General features: G+C 60.0%; 23 protein-coding genes. 16 read left to right on the top strand and 7 right to left on the bottom strand.

Features of this window, described 5'->3' with window-relative positions; translation table 11 throughout:
* Positions 1-87 precede the first annotated feature (87 nt).
* The 5 genes from ACROHD_RS19675 (at position 88) to ACROHD_RS19655 (ending at position 3,402) form a co-directional block, all read left to right on the top strand.
* The gene (locus tag ACROHD_RS19675) at positions 88-954 is read left to right on the top strand and encodes a Hint domain-containing protein (protein ID WP_432680126.1); all 867 of its coding nucleotides are present in this window, start codon (positions 88-90) and stop codon (positions 952-954) included.
* Between the two features lie 52 nt (positions 955-1,006).
* Positions 1,007-1,810 carry a dimethylarginine dimethylaminohydrolase gene (locus tag ACROHD_RS19670; protein ID WP_432680124.1) on the top strand — a complete coding sequence of 268 codons (804 nt, stop codon included), beginning with the start codon at positions 1,007-1,009 and terminating at the stop codon, positions 1,808-1,810.
* Positions 1,807-2,151: a DOPA 4,5-dioxygenase family protein gene (locus ACROHD_RS19665; RefSeq protein WP_432680123.1), complete on the top strand. Its 345-nt coding sequence runs from the start codon at positions 1,807-1,809 to the stop codon at positions 2,149-2,151. The genes ACROHD_RS19670 and ACROHD_RS19665 overlap by 4 nt, the downstream gene beginning before the upstream one ends.
* A gap of 7 nt (positions 2,152-2,158) precedes the next feature.
* The gene (locus ACROHD_RS19660) at positions 2,159-2,611 is read left to right on the top strand and encodes a methyltransferase family protein (protein ID WP_432680122.1); all 453 of its coding nucleotides are present in this window, start codon (positions 2,159-2,161) and stop codon (positions 2,609-2,611) included.
* 83 nt (positions 2,612-2,694) lie between these two features.
* Positions 2,695-3,402 carry a DUF1223 domain-containing protein gene (locus ACROHD_RS19655; RefSeq protein WP_432680121.1) on the top strand — a complete coding sequence of 236 codons (708 nt, stop codon included), beginning with the start codon at positions 2,695-2,697 and terminating at the stop codon, positions 3,400-3,402.
* A gap of 22 nt (positions 3,403-3,424) precedes the next feature.
* Here the strand turns inward: ACROHD_RS19655 and ACROHD_RS19650 are convergent, their stop codons facing one another.
* Positions 3,425-3,640, bottom strand: coding sequence for a hypothetical protein (locus ACROHD_RS19650; protein ID WP_432680119.1), 216 nt, complete (start codon positions 3,638-3,640; stop codon positions 3,425-3,427).
* Between the two features lie 130 nt (positions 3,641-3,770).
* Here ACROHD_RS19650 and ACROHD_RS19645 point away from each other — a divergent pair, with 130 nt between their 5' ends.
* Positions 3,771-4,034 (top strand): DUF2312 domain-containing protein, encoded by a 264-nt coding sequence (locus ACROHD_RS19645; RefSeq protein WP_432680118.1) that lies wholly within the window; start codon positions 3,771-3,773, stop codon positions 4,032-4,034.
* Positions 4,035-4,209: 175 nt separating this feature from the next.
* On the opposite strand, the gene ACROHD_RS19640 is transcribed toward ACROHD_RS19645, so the two are convergent.
* Complete coding sequence (locus ACROHD_RS19640) at positions 4,210-5,085, bottom strand: hypothetical protein (RefSeq protein WP_432680116.1); 876 nt, start codon at positions 5,083-5,085, stop codon at positions 4,210-4,212.
* A 76-nt stretch (positions 5,086-5,161) separates the two neighbouring features.
* Entirely contained in the window at positions 5,162-5,617 is a 456-nt protein-coding gene (locus ACROHD_RS19635; RefSeq protein WP_432680114.1) for an Lrp/AsnC family transcriptional regulator, read from the bottom strand.
* Positions 5,618-5,751: 134 nt separating this feature from the next.
* On the opposite strand from ACROHD_RS19635, the gene ald reads away from it, so the two are divergent.
* From ald to ACROHD_RS19595, 8 genes are all read left to right on the top strand, one after another.
* On the top strand, positions 5,752-6,870 hold the full coding sequence (gene ald, locus ACROHD_RS19630) for an alanine dehydrogenase (RefSeq protein WP_432680113.1): 1,119 nt from the start codon (positions 5,752-5,754) through the stop codon (positions 6,868-6,870).
* Positions 6,871-7,340: 470 nt separating this feature from the next.
* A complete protein-coding gene (locus ACROHD_RS19625; protein ID WP_432680112.1) occupies positions 7,341-8,204 on the top strand; it encodes a Hint domain-containing protein in 864 nt (287 codons plus the stop codon).
* 225 nt (positions 8,205-8,429) lie between these two features.
* Positions 8,430-8,783 carry a hypothetical protein gene (locus tag ACROHD_RS19620; protein ID WP_432680111.1) on the top strand — a complete coding sequence of 118 codons (354 nt, stop codon included), beginning with the start codon at positions 8,430-8,432 and terminating at the stop codon, positions 8,781-8,783.
* A 26-nt stretch (positions 8,784-8,809) separates the two neighbouring features.
* Entirely contained in the window at positions 8,810-11,083 is a 2,274-nt protein-coding gene (locus tag ACROHD_RS19615; RefSeq protein WP_432680110.1) for a Hint domain-containing protein, read from the top strand.
* Positions 11,084-11,236: 153 nt separating this feature from the next.
* A complete protein-coding gene (locus ACROHD_RS19610) occupies positions 11,237-12,133 on the top strand; it encodes a Hint domain-containing protein (RefSeq protein WP_432680109.1) in 897 nt (298 codons plus the stop codon).
* 120 nt (positions 12,134-12,253) lie between these two features.
* Positions 12,254-12,631 (top strand): NADH:ubiquinone oxidoreductase subunit NDUFA12, encoded by a 378-nt coding sequence (locus tag ACROHD_RS19605; protein WP_432680108.1) that lies wholly within the window; start codon positions 12,254-12,256, stop codon positions 12,629-12,631.
* Positions 12,632-12,653: 22 nt separating this feature from the next.
* Complete coding sequence (gene mlaD / locus ACROHD_RS19600; RefSeq protein WP_432680106.1) at positions 12,654-13,100, top strand: outer membrane lipid asymmetry maintenance protein MlaD; 447 nt, start codon at positions 12,654-12,656, stop codon at positions 13,098-13,100.
* Entirely contained in the window at positions 13,097-13,522 is a 426-nt protein-coding gene (locus ACROHD_RS19595) for a DUF2155 domain-containing protein (RefSeq protein WP_432680104.1), read from the top strand. The genes mlaD and ACROHD_RS19595 overlap by 4 nt, the downstream gene beginning before the upstream one ends.
* Here ACROHD_RS19595 and aat read toward each other — a convergent pair.
* Positions 13,465-14,130: a leucyl/phenylalanyl-tRNA--protein transferase gene (aat, locus tag ACROHD_RS19590; RefSeq protein ID WP_432680103.1), complete on the bottom strand. Its 666-nt coding sequence runs from the start codon at positions 14,128-14,130 to the stop codon at positions 13,465-13,467. The two genes, ACROHD_RS19595 and aat, sit on opposite strands and share 58 nt — an antisense overlap.
* Before the next feature lie 152 nt (positions 14,131-14,282).
* Between aat and ACROHD_RS19585 the strand changes: the two genes are divergently transcribed.
* Both ACROHD_RS19585 and ACROHD_RS19580 read left to right on the top strand, forming a co-directional pair.
* Complete coding sequence (locus ACROHD_RS19585) at positions 14,283-15,350, top strand: agmatine deiminase family protein (RefSeq protein ID WP_432680101.1); 1,068 nt, start codon at positions 14,283-14,285, stop codon at positions 15,348-15,350.
* The gene (locus tag ACROHD_RS19580; protein ID WP_432680100.1) at positions 15,350-15,655 is read left to right on the top strand and encodes a hypothetical protein; all 306 of its coding nucleotides are present in this window, start codon (positions 15,350-15,352) and stop codon (positions 15,653-15,655) included. The genes ACROHD_RS19585 and ACROHD_RS19580 overlap by 1 nt, the downstream gene beginning before the upstream one ends.
* Positions 15,656-15,871: 216 nt before the next feature.
* Here the strand turns inward: ACROHD_RS19580 and ACROHD_RS19575 are convergent, their stop codons facing one another.
* The 3 genes from ACROHD_RS19575 to ACROHD_RS19565 form a co-directional block, all read right to left on the bottom strand.
* Complete coding sequence (locus ACROHD_RS19575) at positions 15,872-16,111, bottom strand: hypothetical protein (protein WP_432680098.1); 240 nt, start codon at positions 16,109-16,111, stop codon at positions 15,872-15,874.
* 330 nt (positions 16,112-16,441) lie between these two features.
* Positions 16,442-17,791 carry an acetyl-CoA carboxylase biotin carboxylase subunit gene (accC, locus tag ACROHD_RS19570; RefSeq protein WP_432680097.1) on the bottom strand — a complete coding sequence of 450 codons (1,350 nt, stop codon included), beginning with the start codon at positions 17,789-17,791 and terminating at the stop codon, positions 16,442-16,444.
* 11 nt (positions 17,792-17,802) lie between these two features.
* On the bottom strand, positions 17,803-18,103 hold a 301-nt coding region (locus ACROHD_RS19565; RefSeq protein ID WP_432680095.1), incomplete at its 5' end, for an acetyl-CoA carboxylase biotin carboxyl carrier protein.

Raw genomic sequence — 18,103 nt, 5'->3', positions numbered from 1 at the left:
ATTGGCTGCGATGAACCAGAAAACCTCCGTTACGAAAACCTCAAATCTGTCCCATAGGCGCTGACGTCAGACAATTTCGAACACGCGTTGTTCAGCCTGACGGGCAGCTTTCTTGAATATTCCGCCGCACTTGGATGGATTCCGGATGAGGACGGAGACGGACAGTTCGAGACGGGGGACACCGACACCGGCGGAAATTGGGGTGGGTTCTCGCCCACGGAATTCGGCGCATTCGTCGGCACCGTCATCATGGTCAACTCGCTGCTTCAAAACGTGGTTCTGCCGGTCTTCCAGGCGGCGAGCGGATACCGTGTCTTAAACCCTTATCCCGAACCGATCACCTTTCCATCGACCTTGCCTGCGATCAACGCCGGGGCGAGTTTTGCCTTCTGTTTCGCTGAAGGGACCATGATCTCGACCCCGAGCGGGGAGACAGCGGTCGAGGCGCTGCACATCGGTGAGGACGTGCTGACTGCCGATGGCCGGGCTGTTCCGGTGCGCTGGATCGGGCAGCAGACCCTGTTTCCGCGCTTCGCGCCCGCGGCGCGGCTGCGCCCGGTACGGATCGCGGCGGGGGCTCTTGGAGATGTGCGGCTGCGCACCGACCTGATGGTGACGGCAGATCATGGGATGCTGGTGGATGGCGTCATCTGCCACGCCGGGGCGTTGGTGAACGGAAGCACGATTTGGCGGGTTCCTCTGACGCAATTGGGGCAGAGCTATACCGTTTACCATGTTGAGACCGAAGAACACGAAATCATCCTCGCCAATGGCGCGCCCGCCGAGACCTTCATCGACAATGTGAGCCGCCGCGTCTTCGACAACTACGCAGAGTTCGAAGCGCTTTATGGCGATGTGTCCGAGATGGAGGAACTGCCTTACCCCCGCGCGATGAGCGCGCGGCAGGTTCCGGCGCATATCAAGGCAAGGCTGGCCGGGCGATCCGCAGCATAAGGCGCGCCTTTTCTGCTGGCACATGTCCGGGTTTGGCGGCACATTGGCCGCCATGATCAATCATTCCTTCCGCTTTACACATGCCCTGTGCCGCCGACCCGCACGGTCTGTGACGCAAGGGTTGCGCGCCGTCGATATGGGCGCGCCTGACCCCGATCTTTTTGATGCCGAGCATTCGGTCTACATGGATGCCCTGCGCCATGCAGGTGCGATGGTCACGGTGCTGGAACCATTGGAAGAGTTCCCCGACAGTTGTTTCATCGAAGACCCCGCTTTGTGCCTTAAGGGCGTCGCCATCGTGCTGCGCCCCGGGACGCCGACACGGCTTGGGGAGGCGGCGGCTTTGAAGCCGGTGTTGGAGGGGCTGTTCCCCGAGTTGCACGACCTGCCCGGCACCGGCTTTGTCGATGGCGGCGATATCCTGTGTTCCGATACAGAAGTGATGGTGGGGCTGTCGGCGCGGACGGATCGGGCGGGCGTCGATGCGCTGCGCCCACTGGTCGAGGATCTGGGCTATAAGTTGCGTCTTGTGGAGACGCCCGCCGACATCCTGCATCTCAAGACTGAAAGCAGCCTTCTGGACGCCGAAACAATCCTCGCCACGCCCAAGCTGGCGGCGACAGGCTGTTTCAACGGCTACCGCGTCATTGAAACGGCTGAGCTGGAAAACGCGGCGGCCAATGCGATCCGCTTCAACGACCCGGTGTTCCTAAGCGCCGGGCACCCGCGCACGGCAGAGCGGCTGGACGCCGCCGGTTACCAGGTTGTGGAACTGCCCACCACACAGGCCGCATTGCTCGATGGCGGGTTGTCCTGCCTGTCACTGCGCTTTTCGCTGCCGGGCGGGCTGACATGAGTAAAACCGACCGGATCACTGGCTACCACGCCCATATCTATTTCGACGCGGAAACGGTCGATCAGGCCCGTGCGTTGTGCGAGGCGGCCCGCGACCGGTTTGGCGTGATCATGGGGCGGGTGCATGAAAAATGCGTCGGCCCACATCCGCGATGGTCCTGTCAGCTGGCGGCGACCCCGGGCCAGTTCGCACAATTGCCGCCCTGGCTTGCAATGCACCGCGAAGGGCTGATTGTCTTTGCCCATCCCGAAAGCGGCGACGAACTGTCCGATCATCGCGATCATGGTATCTGGCTGGGAACCGGGTTGCCGCTCGACCTGTCGATATTCGCGGAAGGGTAGGCGCGCGATGTTCAAGGGCTTTCCCGACTGGCCGCCGATCTGGTTCGCGGGGTTCTGTGCGGCGGCGTGGCTGTTGGCGCGGGAATTGCCGCTGGTGGTTGCCTTCGGGCCGCTGTTCCGGGGTGTTGGCCTGCTGATGATCGCGGGCGGGTTGGCGCTGATTGGCTGGTCAGCGATCTGGTTCTGGCGCAAGAAAACCCCGATCGAGCCGCATCACACCCCCAAGGCGCTGATCGTGGAAGGCCCGTACCGGTGGTCGCGCAATCCGATTTATCTGGCGATGGTCGCGATGCTGACGGGCTATGTGCTTTGGCTGGGGGTGCTGAGCCCAATCCTGCTGCCGGGGGTGTTCGTGTCGGTCCTGACCTTGCGTTTCATCATTCCCGAAGAGGATGGGCTTGTTGAAACCTTCGGGCTGGAGGCGCGGCGTTATCTTCAACAAACCCGGCGCTGGCTGTAACGCAAGCTCGCAAAGGCTTGATTGGCGTCCCGGGACCGGGTTCATTACCTGTCAGGGGACTTTAGGGAACACTCACGGCCATCATGCGGAATACCATCGCCTCCATTGCTCTCGGTCTGCTTGCGCTGACTGCGTCCGCCCCCGCAACCTGGGCCGACAGTCCGGTTGTGGTCGAACTGTTCACGTCTCAGGGCTGCTCTGCCTGTCCGCCCGCTGATGAGCTGCTGACGCAGCTGGCGGGCAGGGAGGACGTTATCGCGCTGGCGCTGCATGTGGATTACTGGGACTACATCGGATGGGCCGATACCTTTGCCTCGGGCCAGTTCACCCGCCGCCAGCACGCCTATGCCCACCATGCCGGCCAGCGCATGGTCTACACGCCGCAGATGATCGTTGGCGGGGTGGAACGGGTCGTGGGATACGAACCGATGGATGTGGCCGATCTGATCGCCCAATATCGGACGGTCGACTACCCGGTCGAGGTGAGCCTCACGCGTGTTGAGGGTGGGATCGTCTTGCAGGCGGTTGCCTCCATGGCACTGGATGAGCCGGGAATGGTGGTTCAGGTGGTGCGCTATCTTCCCCGAGAGACGGTCGAGATCCGTCGCGGTGAAAATGCTGGCCGCACGGTGGAATACAGCAACATCGTCACCGAATGGATGCGGGTCGGTGACTGGTCCGGGGCAGAGCCCTACGAGCTGCAATTGGTGGACAATTCGCCCTTGCCGATCGTGGCAATTGTCCAACTGGCGGGGCCCGGTCAGATCCTGGGTGCGGCACGGCTGGATTGACCGGAATGTCCGGCCTGCTTCCTCAGGCCAGAAGCACGCCCATCACGACGGACATGAGACCAAGCGCGGAAATCAGCAGCGCACCCATGTTGAAATAGACGATGCGCTGGAGCCGCGCGCGGGTTTCCACATCGGGCAGGTTGGCTCTGCGCACCCGGAACGCCGAAGCGATGCAATAGGCTATGATTATGAGCCCCACTGCCGTCAGCGCCGCACCGAGCCAAACCAGCCATTCCATCTGCACATTCCTTCCCTGGGTCTCCCAACTCCGCCTAGCCGAGCGCGCCGCGCTTAGCAAGTCTTGCGGGGGACGGGCAGGGGAGCTAGACCGGGGCTCTGGTGAGATCCGGCAATGAGAGGCAGGCCCGATGGAAGACACGAATTCCCCCCCCGACAGCTACCGCGTGACCGCAGACGAACTGCGCCAGTTCATTGAGCGGGTGGAGCGTCTGGAGATGGAAAAGAAGGACATCGCCGACCAGATCAAGGAAGTGATGGCCGAAGCCAAGGGGCGGGGCTATGACACCAAGGTCATGCGCAAGGTGATCGCGCTGCGCAAGCGTGAACCCGACGATATCGCCGAGGAAGAGGCGGTGATGGAGATGTACAAGGAAGCGCTCGGTATGCGGTGATTTCGCCGCCTTCGGCGTCGACCCGCAAGCGGCCCTCGTCAGGCGCCTCTGGCGCCCTCCTCGGGCCGCGTTGCCACGGATGCGTGACTGAGGTTCGGTCTGCCTGTCTGAGCTGCATAGCTGGTGGCGGGTGCAGGATGCCTCCGACGGGAGTATTTGGGTCAAGAAGAAGGGATCAGGGCGTGATCAAGGTGACGCCGGGAATGTGCGCCACTTCATCCATGTCTTCTTCATAGGAGGATGTCATGTCGTCGAGCATCTCGGCGGACCAGCCCGGCGTGTCGAGCTCTTCCTCCAGCGCGTCGTCAAGCGCGTATTTGTCCAGGAAAGCGGCCACGATCCGTCGGCGCAGCATCTCGTTCTCGGGCGGATTTTCGGACAGGTAGCGCTGCATTCGGCGGAAGCCGGCGGGATCCATCAGATCTTCGATCAGATCATCGACACCCTTAAGGGGGGCGAGCGGATCGCAGCCTGCCAGTTCTCGCATGACCTCGCCCCAGATCAGCGGCGTGTCCTCGTTGCACCAGACCGAGACCGGGCAATCGGGCACCGCCGCGCGCATCCTGGCCAGCATCTCGGACCACGCCAGTGCGTGGGGTTGCATATCTTCCGTGAATTCTTCGAACTGGCGAAATCGCGATGTCTTGAACAGCGCCGGGATCAGGGTGGCCGGGTCGCGCATCCCGAGCATGAATTCCACCCGCGCGGATGGAAAGACATTGCGCAAGCTGCGCGACACCCGTTCGATCATCGGCCAGATCTGCGCCCCGATCACCACCAGCCGGTTGATCGAGACCATGCGCGGGTCGGAGAAGATGATCCGTTCCGTGCCTTCGGGGATTTTGGCGGAGTCGAGGATATTGCGTTGCAATTCCTCGGGGGCCGGGGCGCCATCGAGGGCCCGCAGCGTATCTTTCAGCACATCGCGATAGAGCGCCGGGGTTGGCACCGCGATACCCTGCTTGGCCAGGCTCTCCCGGTTCTTCAGAAGGGACCGGATCAGCCTGTCGTCGTCGGTGCACGGGGCCCCTATGTGAAAGACGACCTGCATGATACTCGCCCCCCTGCGTTTGACCAAACCGGCCCGACCCTAACCGGCCCTTGAGCCGAGGCAAAGCCCCAAGATACTAGCGCACAGGGTATCCTTGCCAGAATTTGATGGGTCGCAGGGCGAAAGTGGTGTGCATGGAAGACACATCGGGCAGAGCGGCCAGACAGTCACGATGGATGCGGTCATAGTCATCCATGTCACGGGCGACGACGCGCAGGGTATAGTCGGCCTGGCCGCTGGTCAGGTGGCATTCAAGAATGTCTGGCGAGGCGCGGACAGCGGCTTCGAACCCGTCCAGCACGCTGCGTTCCTGGCTGCGCAGGGTGATCTCGACGAAGACCAGCAGGCTGAACCCCATCTTTCTACGGCTGAGCCGGGCGGAATATCCCGAGATGATGCCAGAGGCCTCCAACGCCTTGATCCGTCGGTGGCAGGCAGAGGCCGAAAGGTTCAGCTCATTGGCGAGTTCCGCCACAGGACGGCTCGAATCGCGCTGAAGGGCGCGCAGGATGCGGGTATCCGTGCTATCCATTTTTTTTCGATTTTTCCCAACTTGGCGCAAGATCGTGACGCAGTATTCGTAATTATTCGGGAAAAAATCAAGAAAATTGCAGTGATGCGCGCGTATTCTGACGCAAAGGAAACGCCGCGTTTGAGGAGGTCATCATGATCGTCGGGTGTCCCAAGGAAATCAAAAACCACGAATACCGTGTCGGTTTGACGCCGGAAAGCGCGGGTGAGTTGGTGGCCCACGGCCACACGGTCCTGATCGAGACCAGCGCTGGGTCCGGCATAGGGGCGATGGACGAAGACTATGTCGCCGCGGGGGCTGCCATCGTCGATACTCCTGAAGAAATCTTCGCCAAGGCCGACATGGTCGTAAAGGTCAAGGAGCCGCAGGCCGGTGAGCGCGCCATGCTGCGCGAGGGCCAGATCCTTTACACTTATCTGCACCTGGCACCCGATCCGGAACAGACGAAGGACCTGATCGCCTCTGGCGCGACCTGCATCGCTTATGAAACCGTCACGGGTGCGGGCGGGGGGCTGCCGCTGCTGAAACCGATGAGCCAGGTTGCTGGCCGGATGTCGATCCAGGCGGGTGCAACGGCGCTGGAAAAATCCCATGGCGGTCGTGGTGTTCTGCTTGGTGGCGTGCCGGGCGTGGTGCCTGCGAAGGTCGCCGTGATCGGCGGTGGTGTGGTTGGCTTTAACGCCGCACAGATGGCCGTGGGATTGGGCGCTGACGTGACCATCCTCGACCGCAGCCCCGACGTGCTGGAACGCCTGGCAATCCATTTCGAGTCCTCTGCGAAAACCCGGTTCTCGAACCTCGCCAACCTCGCGGAATGCGTGGCCGAGGCCGATCTGGTCATTGGCGCGGTTCTTGTGCCTGGCGCCGCAGCGCCCAAGCTGGTGACCCGCGCGATGTTGTCTACCATGAAGCCCGGTGCGGTGATGGTGGATGTGGCGATTGATCAGGGCGGATGCTTTGAGACGTCGAAGGCCACCACCCATGCCGATCCGATCTACACCGTGGACGGGATCGTGCATTACTGCGTGGCTAACATGCCCGGTGGCGTTGCGCGCACCTCGACCTATGCGCTGAACAACGTGACCTTGCCGCATGCCCTTCGCATTGCGAATCTCGGCTGGAAAGAGGCGCTGGCCCGTGACCCGCATTTGGCCAATGGCCTGAATGTCTGGAACCATCAAGTGACCTACGAGGCCGTCGCCCGCGATCTTGGCCTCGGATACACGGCAACTGCAACGGCACTTGCGGCCTGATTTGACGATCCTCCCTTGTCGAGCCACCAGCTCGACAGGCCAGCGCCCCGGACGAAGACCTGTCTTGTCCGGGGCGTTTTTTTCGATGCGCACATATTTTGCCCTTTGCTGAATTAGCGGTGTCTTCGTGGGTCTTCTTCCCGGCAAGACAAGATCGCCTGCCACTGCGGGTTCACGCGCGGATGCGAATGCCCTGAAGTCAAGGCAGTTGTCCCGGCAAGTGACTGAGCGGCTTTGCCACTAACCGGTTGTTAGAGAGACAAAAATCAATCGGAGATATTTTTTTGATCACAATTGGAGTTGTCAAAATACTTTAATGAATGGCGCATTCGTATTTAGCCCTTGCCCCCAATCAACTGGTGGCTTTTTTAGCGTGTTTCATTAATAATAGTTAACAAATCAAGCTCTTGCCAAATATTTAATAGCTGCATACGATATGTCTGTCTTTCTTTGTATTTAGTGAGGGGTAAATGGCTGCAGCATCTTATGCGTATTCCTATCTCGTGAGTAGCGGGGTTGTTGGTGGAACTTTGACGCTTGGATTTCGTCTCGATAATACGGCCGATATCTCTGAACTGGATACTGATCCAAACGATGGAACCGTCGCGGTAGGTGACAATGTTTTCTGGGATGGGGGAACATATGTAGTTCTTGGGATAACCACCGATGGCGATCCAGTAATCCAACCTCCCGGTGGTGGCCTGGTGCGCGTGCTGTCGAACAACGGTGCGCTCGCGAACGTTGGAAGCTCGGCTTCGCCCTTTGCTTTGTGCTTCCTTGCAGGCACACGGATCTCCACCACGACGGGTGATCGCGCCGTTGAAACGCTCGCAATCGGAGATCGGGTGCTCACGTCGGGCTCGACCTCAGTTCCCATCAAGTGGATCGGCCGCCAGACTGTCTTCACCCGCTTTGGCCCTGCTGAACGGCTGATGCCCGTGCGCTTTGCTGCCGGGTCTTTGGGGGATGGTATGCCGTACACTGACCTGACCGTCACCGCAGATCATGGGATGCTGGTCGATGGTATCATCTGCCATGCCGGGGCCTTGGTGAACGGGACGACCATCACGCGAGTGCCTTTGGCCGATATGGGTGAGAGCTACACGGTTTATCATATCGAGACCGAGGACCACGAAATCATCCTGGCCAACGGTGCGCCTGCTGAGACCTTCATCGACAATGTCAGCCGACGGGTGTTCGACAACTACGCTGAGTTCGTGGCGCTTTATGGGGATGTGCCAGAAATGGAAGAACTGCCTTATCCGCGAGCGATGAGCGCGCGGCAGGTGCCCGAGGCGATCCTGCGTCGATGCCGGATGTCCCTGGCTTGCTGATTTCTTGTGCAGGCCAAGGTGCCTGTACCGCCAGTTTTCTGCCAGAAGCCTAGCGTTAATCATTTTTGGGCGACAGGGGCGGATCTTGTTGCTAACCTCTCCGGAAAACAACAAAGCCGGATCAGGCTGCATTGCGGCCTGACACGAAGATAGTTGTGTATTTGGCCATTGCTGCTCGCATCAGGGGTCAGGCCGAAAGAGCGGATGAGGGTAAAGCGTGATTGTATGCGTCGGGCATTGGGCAGGAAAACAGATATCACCGGTTCGGCCCCGTTTGGGTCAATCCGCAAGATCGGACAAGGGCTTGGGGTGCCACGCGCCGTCACTGCCCTTGCGCTGGTGTTCGTGATGTCTGCGCCTTCGTCCCAGGCTTTGCCCGCTGATCCTTTGCGCCCATTCGAAGCGGAAACCTGCGACGAAGCAATGGCGCGCCTGCATGAAGCCCTTCAGGGCAGCCCTCTCATCTCAGATCAGGAAAACGCCGAGGCCCTGCGCCTTGCGCAAGAACAGGTTCTTCGTTTGTGCGGAACAGATGCTGAGCCAACAGAACATCAAGACGCGCCGGCAGGCGAAGACTAATCGGGAGGTTTTTTAAGACATGTGTATTGCTTGCGATTTTTTTTACCCTTAACAACACGCAGGACGGGTGTACTTTTTCAGGTCTGACCGGTGGCGGCGATGGTGGCAGTTCCTCTGTTCTGGCGCTTGGCAACACGTTTACCGAGGCGGCCGATGCAGCCGCAAGCACCAGTACAACGGCATCGATGGAAGTCGGGGATTACTATCACGGGTCCATTAGTGGGGGTGGTGATATCTCGGACTGGATTGCAGTCGAGCTGACTGCGGGTCAGGAATATACGATCGCCCTCGCTGGCACCGGTGCACTGACCGACAACCTGCGCGACCCGCTGCTGACCATCCGCGACAGCGGTGGGACAAGCATTCAGACGAACGATGACATTTCTTCTCCGAATGGCTACTATTACAGTACTGTGACCTTCACAGCCGGATCAACCGGCACCTACTACATAGACGTGCAGTCCTCAGCCAATCTCTTCGACGGAGATTATGGTGTTTCAGTGGTTGAAGGCGATACCGCCAGCTACGATGCGCAGATGGGTGCGGGAATGCTGCTGTCGCCGAACGCGTCCTGGTCCACCTCTCCCGGCACCGGGGCGACCGTGACCTGGGCCATTCGTGACACGCTGGTCGACGATCCTGCAAATCCTGGTAACAACACCTCCGCTGCGGTTTCGGCCAGCCAGGTCGCGGCAATTACCGATGCGATGGATTATATCGAGAGTATCACCGGATTGACCCTGACCCAGGTCGACGATGGCAGCGGGACATCTGACAACGCCACGATCTTGTTTGGTGCCTATAATTTCAGTGACGGGCGCGGAGCCTATGCGTTCTATCCTGACAACTGGGGTGATGGCAGCCCGGACACCGCGTCGGGGGACACTTCCGGTGACGTCTGGCTGAACAAAGCAGGCGGCATGGATGGGAGCTATGCGTTCGGCAATTTCGCGCATTTCGCACTGATGCACGAACTTGGCCATGCCCTCGGCCTTGCCCATCCCGGCCCCTATAATGCGGGCGGCGGCGGGTCGATCACCTATGCCAATAATGCGGAGTTCATGCAGGACTCGCATCAATACACGATCATGAGCTATTTCGACGAGACCAATACCGGCGCGTCTGCCGGGTTGGGATTTTCAGACACGTTCATGCTCTTCGACTATTTGGCCTTGCATCAGCTTTATGGGGCCGACACCTCGTTCCACGCCGGTGCCACCACCTATGGCTTCAACTCAACTCTCGCCTCGACGGCATATGATTTCACCGCCAACACAACGCCGTTTCTGACAATCTATGATGGTGGTGGGACCGACACGATTGATCTGTCGGGTTACTCCTCGGCCCAGACCCTGAACCTTACGGAGGGCACATTCTCCGATATCGGTGGCTTCGTCGGCAATATGTCGATCGCCTATGGCGCGGTGATCGAGAATGCGATCGGCGGCAGTGGCGACGACACGATCACAGGGAACTCGGCGGCCAACACGATCACGGGCGGGGCAGGGGCCGACACGATCAACGCCGGCGACGGGGATGACACGATCAACGCTCTGATCGGCGCGGATGAGGTGAATATCACCGCAACTGCAGGGTCCAGCATCACGGCCAATGGCAACGCATTGGCCACGCTGAACATCCACGATCCCGCCGCGACCATCCTGAATCCGACGACGATCCAGACAGCCAACGGAGCGACCATCACACATAGCGGATTTGGCAGCGTTCAGATCGTTTGCTTTGCAGAGGGCAGCCTGATCTCAACGCCGGACGGGGAAACCCCGGTTGAACAGCTACAGGCAGGTGATCTGGTCGTGACGCTGGAAGGCGACCATGCCCGCGTTAAATGGATGGGTCGGCAAACGGTCGTGACCCGTTTCGGCCCTGCAGAACGGCTGATGCCTGTGCGCTTTGCTGCTGGCTCACTTGGCGATGGCCTGCCGCATACCGACCTTACGGTGACGGCGGATCACGGGATGCTGGTGGATGGGGTCATCTGCCACGCCGGGGCCTTGGTGAATGGCACGACGATCACACAGGTTCCGCTGGCCGAGATGGGTGAGACCTACACCGTCTACCACATCGAGACCGAGGAACACGAGATCATCCTCGCCAACGGCGCGCCCGCCGAGACGTTTATCGACAACGTGAGCCGCCGGGTGTTCGACAACTATGCCGAATTCGAGGCGCTCTTTGGCGAGGTGCCGGAGATGGAAGAGCTTCCCTATCCCCGCGCGATGAGTGCACGGCAGGTGCCAGAGTGGGTGCAAAAGAAGCTAGTTCATCCGAAAGTCGCTTGATTTTCTGTAGGATATGCCGCCTTCTGTTGGCGCGTGAGGTTGGCGTTTTCGTTTTTCTATAGACAAAGTGCAAAAGGCGTAGCGCATGCTGGTCACCGTATTGAGCAATGCGAATTTTCTCAATGAGATAGCTAATCCGGGGAAGGACATAGAATGGCTACCTACGACATTACCCACACCGTGGCTTATGACTACGGAAGCCCGGCAGGCTCGAACGGATCGGTTCTTCTTCCAGCGCAAAACACCATTGCAGAGCTTAACGATCTACAGGCAGATATGGAGTTCACGGTAGGAAACTCCGTTCAGCTTTCAGGTGTTACGTATACGTATGTCGGGCAGGTCATGATTGACGGGCAATCCTGGCCGATCTTCGACTATGTCGACAGCAATCCGTTCCAGTTCCGGGTGGTCATGATGGACCAAGCCCCCGTGTCGCCACCTGCAATACTAACCCCCGGTGATATCAACACAGCTGCATTCCAAACTTGCTTTGTCGAGGGCACACTAATCAACAGTCCTGGCGGGGAACGCGCAGTTGAAAGCATTAAGATCGGAGATCGCGTACTCTCATCTGATGGCGCTGCTGTCCCGGTCAAGTGGATCGGCCGTCAGACTGTCTCCACCTTCTTCGGTCCCGCCGAACGACTGATGCCCGTGCGCTTCGCCGCTGGGTCTTTGGGCAATGGCTTGCCGCACTCAGACCTGACTGTGACCGCCGACCACGGGATGCTGGTGGATGGGGTGATCTGCCACGCAGGCGCGCTGGTGAATGGCGAGACAATCACGCGCGTGCCACTGGCCGAGATGGGGGACTCCTACACGGTCTATCACATCGAGACCGAGGAACATGAAATCATCCTCGCCAACGGCGCGCCCGCCGAGACGTTTATCGACAATGTCAGCCGCAGCGTCTTCGACAACTATGCCGAATTCGAGGCGCTCTTTGGCGAGATGCCGGAGATGGAAGAGCTTCCCTATCCCCGCGCGATGAGTGCACGGCAGGTGCCTTCGCATATTCGCGCGCACCTGGCCTCCAAAGCCGTCGCCTGACCCGATCTCGCGGGCGGCCAATCCCCGCCCGCGACACCCGTCCGCAGGGTTTCGCGCTGGACCTTGCCGCGCAGATACGGCATTAGTCCCACAACGCGTTTTTTGCCGGAGGCACAGCCCATGCTCTCTTTCCTCAACCGTCTGGTGACCTGGTGGAATGGCCAGACCATCGGCACACAGCTGTTCACCTGGCGCAAAGGCCAGAAAGTGGGCGAGGATGATCAGGGCAATGTCTATTATCAGACGCGCGATGGCAAACGCCGGTGGGTTATCTTCAACGGTGAAGTAGAGGCCAGTCGAGTCAACCCGGACTGGCATGGCTGGTTGCATCACACCTATGATGAATCGCCCGCCGACCGTCCTCTGACACACAAGGCTTGGGAAAAGCCGCATCAGCCCAACCTGACCGGCACAATGGGCGCTTATGCACCTTCTGGGTCGTTGCGTCAGGCCTCGCCTGCCGAACGTCGCGATTACGAGGCGTGGAGCCCCGAATAAGCGCGCAGGCGGGAGGCTATCCATGTCCGAGAATGCGACAGAAGTTCTGGTTGGTGGGGTCGTTCTGGCGGCGGCCATCGGCTTTTTTGTCTATGCCGGGCAGGTCACTGGTTTCCAGACCGCCAGCGATAGCTATCAGTTGAGCGCTTCTTTCCGTTCGGCTGACGGAATCGGCGTGGGTACGGATGTGCGGCTTGCCGGTGTGCGGGTGGGGTCTGTTACCGCTCTGGACCTGAACCCGGTCACTTTCCGCGCTGATGTGGATTTCACTGTCGCGGGCAGCATCGAGATACCCGATGATACGCAGGCGGTGATCGCCTCTGAGGGGCTATTGGGCGGTAATTTCCTGGAGCTAGTGCCAGGCGGATCAGCCTTCAATCTGGCCCCCGGCGACGAAGTCTACGAGACTCAAAGCGCCGTCAGCCTGACCACATTGATCCTGCGTGCAGTAGGTGGCGGGGACGAATGATCCTGCGTGCCCTTGCCCTGATCCTGTTCCTGCCCGCAATGGCCGTTGCACAGGAAGGCATTGAACTGACGATCGAGCCCAATCCCAATGTGGATGCCGGCCCGCCGGTGCTGACGGCCCCCGGTGCGCTGCTGCGTGGGCTGGACAAGTCCGTGGGGCGCGCAACGGATATCGAGCTTGCCACCGGACAGACAGTTGTCTTTGGACGGATCGCCGTTCGTCTTGTGGAATGCCGATACCCCGAAGGCGCGCCTGGATCAGAGGCTTATGCGCATGTCCAGATAACCGATCTGGAGGGGCAAGAGCTGTTCGACGGTTGGATGATCGCTAGTTCGCCCGCCCTGTCAGCGTTGGAGCATCCGCGCTATGACGTCTGGGTCCTGCGGTGCAACACATCTTCGGGCGAAACCAGCGACGGCTGAGCCTTGAAATCCGCATCCCAGTGCAGCGCGCGTTCCAACCGCTTGCGATAATCGCTGCGCGGAATTTCAATCGCCCCGAGCGAGATCAGGTGATCGGTTACGAACTGTGTGTCGAACAGCTGGAACCCGCCGTAACGCAGGCGGTTGATCAGATAGGCCAGCGCGATCTTGGAGGTGTCCTTGCGACGCGAGAACATGCTTTCTCCAAAGAATGCTGCACCAAGCGCCACGCCATAGACCCCACCAACCAATTCCGGGCCGTCCCAGACCTCCAGGGAATGGGCAAAGCCGGCGAGGTGCAGCTGCTCATAGAGGTCGAATATGCGAGGATTGATCCAGGTTTCAGCCCGGTCGGCACAGCCCTCCACGGTTCCGGTGAAATCGGTGTCCACCTTGATCTGGTAAGGCTGTCGCCTGATCTTGCGGGCCAGGGACCGAGAGATATGGAAGCCATTCAGAGGGATAATCCCGCGCATCTGCGGATCGACCCAGAACACATCCGGATCGTCGCGCGACTCGGACATGGGAAAGATGCCCGCCGCATAGGCGCGCAGCAGAAGATCAGGCGTAAGCGCCGGCCGCTGCGGAGTCAGAATATCATGTGCCATATCAAATGCAGTCCGGTACCGGGTAAGGTGTTCACACTAGCGCAGCTTGCCACAACAATGCCAGAATTGCCTTGCGGACATTGTGTTTCCAATTTGGCCATGCATGAACTGACCCAATGGCTTGTATTTGAGTGCAGGAGGTGTCTTGGACGATGCTGCGACGCGATTTTCTGAAAAGAACCGGGGGGGCCGTGGCTGTTGCCGGATTTTCCGGGGCTGCAATGAGCAATGAGACCGGATTGAGTGTACCGCCGGAGGAAGCACCGCACCAGCGCTGCTTCATGCAATGGCCCAATAGCCGCGAGGTCTATGATGACGCCGAATTCCTGCGGATGACGCAAGCCGCCATCGCTGATATCGCCAATGCCATTGCAGAGTATGAGCCTGTTACGATGCTGGCCGCCTCCGAGCATCACGCGCGGATCGGGCGCATGGTGTCCGGCGCGGTAGAGCTGTGGGACATTCCGACGGAGGATCTGTGGTGCCGTGATTCAGGACCACTCTTTGCCCGTCGCCCGGACGGATCGCTTGTGGTCAGCCATCTGCAATTCAATGGCTGGGGCAATAAGCAGGTCGATACTCATGACAGCCAGATCGCCACCCGTGTTGCGGAACGGCTCGGGTTGCCTGTCATTCCGTCGGGCCTGGTAGGCGAGGCCGGGGGTGTCGACCATGACGGACACGGGCTGCTTATCGGCCATGAAAGCAGTTGGGTGATCGACAATCGCAATCTCGGCCTCAGTCGTGCAGAGATCGAGGCGCGGTTGCTGGCCGCCTATGGCGCCACGCGAATGATCTGGTCGCCGGGTGTGCGTGGGCTGGATATCACGGACTACCATATCGACAGTCTCGCGCGGTTTACCGGGCCCAACCGGGTGTTGATCAACCTGCCCGATGAACCCGATGACAGCGACCCGTACCACGTGGCCGCGCTGGAAACCCATGACGCGCTGATTGCCGGCGGGGTCGACGTCGAAGTGATCCCCGAACCCTGGGAGCGTCGCGTGGACAGCGTCGATTTCGTGGCCTCCTACGCCAATTACTACGTCTGCAATGGCGCGGTGATCGCGGCGGAGTTCGGTGATGAAGAAACAGACGAAATCGCACGAGAGGCGCTGGCGCGCCACTATCCGGGGCGCGAGGTGGTCATGCTGAATGTCGATCCGCTTGGCGAGCTTGGTGGCGGTATTCACTGCGCCACGCAGCAGATGCCTGCGTAATGGGCTGGTTTCGGCGAAATACGGCTGTGGTCGAAGCCGGTGCGGCGGCTGTCACGGCGCTTGTTGCGGTGGCGGCGCTTGTGGGGGTCAAACTGCAACTCGACGCGGCGGACGAGATCCAGCGTGCGCAATCGGCTCGTGACGCCTATCGCGCGCCTCTAGCCTTGGCGGTAGCCCATCCGGGCCTTGCAGATCCGCCAGACGCCTGCGCGCTGATGGGGTCGCAGAACGGTGCGTCCTATGCGGCTTTCGTCGATCATCTGCTCTATTCTGCCGAGCAGATGCTGACCGTCGATCCAAGCTAGGAAAGCACCTTCGCCGAGGAATTGGAGCCGCACCGCACATACATGTGCTCCTCCGTCGTGACGATCAGCTATGACGCCGCGATGGAGCCGTTCATCACCCGGTTCCTCGCAGAGGGTTGTGACGAGGTAGCAGTCTGTGAATGAGGGGGCTGCCCTTAGCTGAAGCCTCGGATCAAATGCCGGGTGAAGCGCGCACCGAACGTGGTCTTCGGACCCTTACATAAGGCCGCGTATCAGGTCAGCGTCAGCTTGATTGCCCCAACCAACCGCCGATCCGATGCCGTCTACCGTTTCGACGTAACTGCCGTTGAGGGTTCCGTATAGGTCCGTCGGGATCGCCAGGTTAAGTCTCCAACCGTTTGTGCAGTTCACTGTCCCGACGCCGCGATTGCTAAACTCGCCAGTGCATTCGATCCCGGTTTCACTCCGCGTCGCAAAGGTTCTGGTGAAGTTCATTCTGGGTTGGATTGTTCCTGTGAGTACGGTTTCTCGGCCACTCGGTTCCCGGATGATATTTACAAGCGGAATTCCATCTTGCAGAGCGGATTGCCGTTCGGATGCTCCGCTACATCCCTGGATGAAAGCGATAGAGACCAAAGCGATACCGATCCAGCGAAGCGTCATTGACGAGTCCCCTTGTAGATTTTTCCAATTTCTATTGTTGGTTACGTGCTGGCACCTGTCAATATTCGTGCATCTCGGGCCCCATCCGTGCACGATATGAGAAGTACACAAAAAAGGCCGCCCGTGTTGGGGCGGCCTTTGTTCAACCCAACAAATGGGCGCTTAGCCCTGCAAATTGGTTTCCAGCCATTTTTCCAGCCAGTGGATGTTGTAATCCCCGGTCAAAACGGCCTCTTCCTCCAAGAGCGCGTGGAACAGCGGGATGGTGGTGTCGACCCCGTCGATGATCAGCTCGCCCAAAGCGCGTTTCAGACGCGCCAGCGCCTCGGGCCGGTCGCGGCCGTGGACGATGAGCTTGCCGATGAGGCTGTCGTAATAGGTCGGGATCGAATAGCCGGTGTAGATCGCCGAATCCATGCGCACACCAAGCCCGCCAGGGGCGTGGAACTGGGAAATCCTGCCGGGGCAGGGGGTAAAGTTCGGCAGTTTCTCGGCGTTGATCCGAACCTCGATGGAGTGGCCTTCCACTTGCAGATCTTCCTGCGTGAAGGACATCGGCAGCCCTTCTGCCACGCGGATCTGTTCGCGCACCAGATCGACGCCGAAGATGCCTTCGGTCACAGGGTGTTCCACCTGAAGGCGGGTGTTCATTTCGATGAAGTAGAATTCGCCGTTTTCATAGAGGAACTCGATCGTGCCCGCGCCTTCGTAACCGATGGCCGCAATGGCATCGGCACAGGTCTTGCCGATCCGCGCACGAGTTTCGGCGTCGATGGCGGGGCCGGGGGCCTCCTCGAACACTTTCTGGTGGCGGCGCTGCAGGGAACAGTCGCGTTCGCCCAGATGGACCGCTCCGCCCTTGCCGTCGCCAAACACCTGCACCTCGATATGGCGCGGCGCGCCAAGGTATTTCTCGATATAGACCTCGTCATTGCCGAAAGCGGCCTTGCCTTCTGACCGGGCCGTGCGGAAGGCGTTGTCGAGCTCGGCGGCCGTCTTGGCAAGCTTCATGCCGCGCCCGCCGCCGCCTGCGGTGGCCTTGATGATGACGGGATATCCGATCTCTTCGGCAACGACGCGGGCAGTCTCAAGGTCGGGCACGCCGCCATCTGATCCGGGCACACAAGGCACGCCCAGTTTCTTCATCGTGTCCTTGGCGGTGATCTTGTCGCCCATGATGCTGATATGCTCAGCAGAGGGGCCGATGAATTTCAGGCCGTGATCTTCCACGATCTGCACGAAGTTCTGGTTTTCCGACAGGAAGCCATAGCCGGGGTGGATCGCCTCGGCGCCGGTGATTTCGCAGGCCGAGATGATGGCCGCGACGTTCAGATAGCTTTGCGTACCGGAAGGCGGGCCAATGCAGATCGCCTCGTCCGCCATACGCACATGCATAGCGTCGCTGTCAGCGGTTGAATGCACGGCCACGGTCTGGATGCCCATCTCGCGCGCCGCACGGATGACGCGGAGCGCGATTTCCCCCCGGTTGGCAATGAGGATCTTCGAAAACATGCGCGACCCCATCAGGAGATGATCATCAGCGGGGTGCCGAATTCCACAGGGTCGCCGTCACCCACAAGGATGCGCGTGACCTTACCCCCGCGGGGGGCGGGGATCTGGTTCATGGTTTTCATCGCTTCGACGATCATCAGGGTCTGGCCCTCGGTGACGGTGTCGCCAACGCTGACGAAAGCCGGGGTGCCGGGTTCTGCCTGAAGATAAGCCGTGCCAACCATGGGCGAGGTCACGGCACCCGGATCCTGCGCCGGATCACCAGAGGGCGCAGCGGCGGGGGCTGCTGCCGGGGCGGCGGCTGCGGGTGCG

Source organism: Nioella aestuarii, from assembly GCF_050896395.1.
Taxonomy (GTDB): Bacteria; Pseudomonadota; Alphaproteobacteria; order Rhodobacterales; family Rhodobacteraceae; genus Nioella; species Nioella aestuarii.
Note: the sequence above shows the minus strand (reverse complement) of the source record. Positions and strands in the feature narration are given on the sequence as shown.